This window comes from Frankia sp. CcMO1, from assembly GCF_977945845.1.
Genome location: NZ_CDWTMG010000298.1, coordinates 1 through 5,044, shown reverse-complemented (window position 1 = coordinate 5,044; position 5,044 = coordinate 1). Strand labels below are relative to the sequence as shown.

At 70.9% G+C, this 5,044-nt stretch carries 5 protein-coding genes; all 5 read right to left on the bottom strand.

What is annotated here, in order from left to right; genetic code table 11:
• Positions 1 to 200 precede the first annotated feature (200 nt).
• Positions 201 to 902 carry a response regulator gene (locus AC08OU_RS22425; RefSeq protein WP_476605715.1) on the bottom strand — a complete coding sequence of 234 codons (702 nt, stop codon included), beginning with the start codon at positions 900 to 902 and terminating at the stop codon, positions 201 to 203.
• Positions 903 to 949: 47 nt separating this feature from the next.
• The gene (locus AC08OU_RS22420) at positions 950 to 2,203 is read right to left on the bottom strand and encodes a sensor histidine kinase (protein WP_476605716.1); all 1,254 of its coding nucleotides are present in this window, start codon (positions 2,201 to 2,203) and stop codon (positions 950 to 952) included.
• A 170-nt stretch (positions 2,204 to 2,373) separates the two neighbouring features.
• Complete coding sequence (locus AC08OU_RS22415) at positions 2,374 to 2,943, bottom strand: hypothetical protein (RefSeq protein WP_476605714.1); 570 nt, start codon at positions 2,941 to 2,943, stop codon at positions 2,374 to 2,376.
• Positions 2,944 to 3,204: 261 nt separating this feature from the next.
• Positions 3,205 to 4,806: a benzoate-CoA ligase family protein gene (locus tag AC08OU_RS22410; RefSeq protein ID WP_476605713.1), complete on the bottom strand. Its 1,602-nt coding sequence runs from the start codon at positions 4,804 to 4,806 to the stop codon at positions 3,205 to 3,207.
• The coding region (locus tag AC08OU_RS22405; RefSeq protein WP_476605712.1) for a hypothetical protein at positions 4,803 to 5,044 on the bottom strand (242 nt) is incomplete at its 5' end. The genes AC08OU_RS22405 and AC08OU_RS22410, both read right to left, overlap by 4 nt.

The following is a 5,044-nucleotide window of genomic DNA, read 5'->3' as shown; positions in this document are numbered from 1 at the left end:
GGCCCCACCGCCGCGGGACGGCGAGCCGCCTCCGGCCCCCAGGATAGCGGCCCGGCCCGGGGGCCCGCAGTCCGAGCGGCGGCGGGTGCTGGCTCCCGACGGCGCCAGCCCGGCCTTCGTGGTCTGGCCGGTTCCGGGGCGCCGCCGGCACCCCACCTCGGATACACGACCGACATCGTCGAGGTCGTCGAGGCTCTCGTTCAATGTCCGGCGGTGCGGGCGGGTTCGACCAAACCGACCTCGTAGGCGAGGATCACCGCTTGCGCCCTGTTCGACAGGTCGAGCTTCGTCATCAGCCGGTTCAGGTGCGTCTTGACCGTTGCCTCGGTCACCACGAGCCGGTTGGCGATCTCCCGGTTGGACAGGCCCTTGGCGACCAGGTGCAGCACCTCCTTCTCGCGCGAGGTCAGGACGTCGAGCTCGACCGCCGGGTCGACGCTCGCCACGGGCACCGCGACGTGCGCCTCGACGAGCCGGCGGGTGACGGGCGGCGCCAGCGGCATGTCCCCGGCGGCCACGGTGGCGATCGCGGCGAGCAACCGCTCGGGTCCGGCGTCCTTGAGCAGGAATCCGCAGGCGCCGGCGCGCAGCGCGGCGAAGACGTACTCGTCGAGGTCGTACGTCGTGAGCACGAGGATCCTCGGGGCGGGGTCCGCGGCCTGGGCGAGGATCCGTTCGGTGGCGGCGATGCCGTCCAGCGTGGGCATCCGGATGTCCATGAGGATCACGTCCGGGCGCGTCGTTGCGGCCAGTGTCACGGCCTGCTCGCCGTCCACGGCCTCGCCGACCACCTCGATGCCGGGAGCGGCGGCCAGCAGCGCGGCCAGACCAGCACGGATCAAGATCTGATCGTCGACCACGAGGACCCGTACCCCGTCCGGCACCCCGATGGTCGAGCTCACAGATCCCCCACTGTTCACGTGACCGGCCCGCCGTCCCGGGCGCGCCGCTACGGTGGCGGCGGAGCAACCTCCGGCGGGACGGGCAGCGCCACGTGCACCTCGAACCCCCCGCCAGGCCGCGGTCCGGCCGTCAGAGTTCCACCGTAGAGCCTGGCTCGCTCGCGCATGCCGTTCAAGCCTTGGCCGGTGTTCGGCAGGCTCGGCGGACGTCCCGTCGCGCCGGACGGTCGGCCGTCGTCGCTCACCAGCACGCTCAGTGAACGGGGCAGATACTCCACGCGAACCTCGGCCCTGGTCGGCCCGACGTGCTTCAGAACGTTGGTCAGCGCTTCCTGCACGACACGGAAAGCGCACAACTCCAGCCCCGAGGGCAACCGCCGGCGGTGACCGGTCACGGTCAATTCCACCAAGACCCCCGACGCCCGAACGCGATCGACGAGGTCACCCAGCCGCTCGAGCCCCGGCGTCGGCCTGTACGACGTCGGATCGTCGGGCGGGTTCCGCGCGGGGCGCAGGACGGCGAGCATCCGCCGCGTCTCCTGCAGGGCCTCGTGGGTGGTGCCCTCCACGGTGCGCAGTGCCGCCTGGGCGGTGGCTGGGTCGCTCTCGAACACGTATCCGGCCAGGCTGGCCTGGACGGCGATCACCGACATGTGATGCGCGACGACGTCATGCAGCTCTTGTGCGATCCGCACCCGCTCGTCGACGACGGCCCGGTGGGCCCGCGCCTCGTGCTCCCGCTGCAGCTGCTGGGTCAACACGCGCAGCCGCAGGTTGCGGTCGTCCAGGATCCGGGTGCTGTTGCCGAAGACCCAGGGGGCGCCGGTCAGGGTGAGGCTCTGCGCGACCACGGACCACGGCGGGCCAACATGCAGCGCCATCAGGCCGTACTGCATGAACGTGAAGGTGACGACGGCCGCGACCGCGGCCACGCGCGGCGAGCGGTAGACGGCGACGGAGTACATCGCGAGCATCAGGCCCAGCCCGTTGAGAGAGGCCCAATAGCCGAGGGCGACGAAGGCTCCGGCCCCGGCGGCACACGTGAGCACGACAGTGAACGACGCCCGGCGCCGGTAGGCCACGGGCAGGTTCGCCACCGCGGTGAGCAGGCCCGCCAGCAGGTCGAACCGGCGGGTTCCGGCGGGAGTGAACTGGCTGCCCCAGATGATCGTGTAGCTGGTGAGGGCGACGGCGAACGCCCCATCGACCAGCCGCGGATGCCGCGCCTCCAACGCCTTCAGCCGGGCCGCGACCAGCGGCGGGGCGAGACCGCGCAGTGACGATGCCCGCCCGACCCGCATCACCGGAGGTTATCGGCGCCAGGACGTGGATCCGTCCACCCTGGAGTTGAGCATCCGTACCACAACAGTTGCAGCCTCCCCGGCCGGAGACCAGCGATCGCACTCGGCTTTCCGGGACGCGTGCGTCCCGGAAAGCCGAGTGCGAGGTTCCGCGGAACCTCTATCTGCGATCAGTGCCAATGAGTGCAGCCGATCGGCTCGCCGTCGGCCAGGGCGCAGATCGAGATCTTCACCGAATAGACCTTCCGGTAGCTGTGCTTGAACGTCTTGGGCCGGCCGTGATCCTTGGCCCGGCAGGTGTAGGAATCCGAGATGCCGTGTGCGTGTCCGTCAAGCAGCACGTAGGCCTTGACGCACTTGCCGTCGCCCCGGTCGTCATACGTCGAGCCCGAATACTTGCCCGAGTAGGGGCCCCCGCTGGGACCGTGCCAGGAAATCGTCGAGTACAACCGCCCCCAGCCCGCGTCGATTTCCGCATCCCGGTGCGCCTGGGCGGAGTAGTCCCCGCCGGGGTCCGCCTCCGCCGGGAGGTCCGGCGCGTTGGCAACCACGCGCACCACCTCCTCACTGGTCTCACTGGTGGTGGCGCCGACCACGTCGCCGGCGGCACCGGCCGCGGTGGTGATGCCCGAGGGCTCCACCACCGCGGCCGCGGACGGCAGAACTGCGGCGCTCGTTCCGGCGATCATTGCTATCCCCCCCGACAGCAATGCCGCCTTTCGCGCGACCTTCAGTGCCATGTGCTCTCCTGTCGTCTTCGGATACCGAAACGTCCCCACAGAGATGGGCGAACCATTCCCGGTATCGGTCGAAATCGGGTCACGAACGACCATAGAGAGCAGACCGGCTTCAATCCTCCCCCGTCAGATTGATCCTGGCCGTAAACTTCCGCAGTACTCCCACCCAGGACTACGACTTCCGCCGACGGGTCGTCCGTCCGGCGCCGCAGCAAGGTCACGAGGAGTCCGGAGTCCGGCGCCGCGGGAAGAACCGAGCGGAAATCAGCCGGCCGCCGCCGAGCGCAACAGGTGGCGCGCGATCTTGCCGGTCGGCGTCGTCGGCAGCTCTGCGACGAAGTGAAAGTCCCGGGGACGCTTGTGAACGGCAAGATGCTTCACTGCATGGGCGCGCAGGTCCCGGCGGGCGGTACGCTCGTCGGCCGCGACGCCGTCCCGCAGCCGCACGTAGGCGGTCAGCACCGGGATTCCGTCCGTTCCCGCAACCCCCACCACCGCACACGAACCCACGGACTGGTGCCGCATCAGGCACTCCTCGATCTCGGTGGGCGCGACCTTCAGGCCACCGATCTTCAGGACGTCGTCGGAGCGGGCGACGAAGTAGAAGACGCCGTTCCCGTCGGCGTAGAGCTGGTCGCCCGTCCGGTTCCAGCCGCCGACCATGGTGCGGATCGTCTCGGGGTGGTTGTTCCAGTACCGGGCGCCGTTCGCCTCGCCCTTCACCCAGAGGTGCCCGGTCTCGCCCGGACCCAGCCGGCGACCGTCGTCGTCGCGGATCTCGGCCTGGTACCCGGCAACCACGGTCCCGGCGCTGTCGGGCGGCGTCACTCCCGGCTGCGCGGCGATGAAAATGTGCAGGCACTCGGTGGACCCGAGCCCGTTGAGGATGTGGTGCCCGAACCTGTCCAACCATCGCTGCGCCACGACGGGCGGCAGCGGCTCCCCCGCCGACACGCACAGGCGCAGCGATTCGAGCCTGAGGTCCGGGTGGTTCTCCGCGACGGCGAGCATGGCCGAGTAGAGGGTCGGCACGGCGAACAGGACGGTCGGGCGTTCCCTGGCCAGGACGTCCAGGGACCGGGCGGCGTCCGGTCGCGGGCCCAGCAGGTAGCAGCTCGCGCCCGAGGCCAGCGGGAAGAGCAGGGAGTTGCCGAAGCCATACCCGAACGACAGCTTGGCGGTGGAGAAGCAGACGTCGGCGCGGCCCAGCCCGAGCCGCTCCATCACGCCGTCGAGGACGCCTCGCAGACCGCGATGCAGGTGGACGACGCCCTTGGGCGCGCCGGTGCTGCCGGAGGTGTACTGGATCACGGCCACGTCGTCGATGTTCACGCGAGTGATCGGGCACTCGTCCGGGACGCCGGCGAGGAATTCGTCGTAGCGCGGCGTCCCGGGGGCACCGCCGGTCGGCGCGGTGTCGCGCGGGCCCACCACCACGACGGTGCCTGGGAACGGCAACTGCTGCCGGACCTCCTCGATCCGCCTGAGCTCGTCCGGTCCGACGACGGCCATCTTCGGCCTGCAGTCGGCCGCGATCCGCAGGTAGTCGTCGCCAGTGAGCAGCGTCGCCAGCGGCACCGGGACCGCGCCGAGCCGCAGTAGGCCGAGCACGCAGGCGACGTACTCCGGGCCGTCCGGCAGCACCAGCAGCACCCTGTTCTCGCACTCCACACCGGCTGCCGCGAACGCGTTCGCCACGCGGCACGCCTCCCGATGCAGGTCGGCATAGGTGAGGGTGCGTTCCGCGGAACGCACGGCGACGGCGTCCGCGGCGCCCTGCTCGAGGTGGGCGTCGAGCAGGCGGTGGACGACGTTGCTGCCGGTGGATCGCCCGGCAAGACCAGGAGCGGGGAGGGTGTTCGTCATCCGGCGGCTCCGATGAGCAGGGCGACCGCGTGGCCGTCGTGATCAAGACTGTGGACGAGAACCGGCCCGACGGGCAGCGGCCGTGGGGCGGTGGTGACGTCGAGCGGTGGGAGGCGGTCGTCGGCCACGCGATACCCGGCCGTCGGCGGCACGGTGCCGGCGGCCAGTGACAGCACCGCGACCGCGGCCTGGACGGCGGCGCCTGCCCCGGCGCAGTCGCCCACCGCGCCGTTGACCG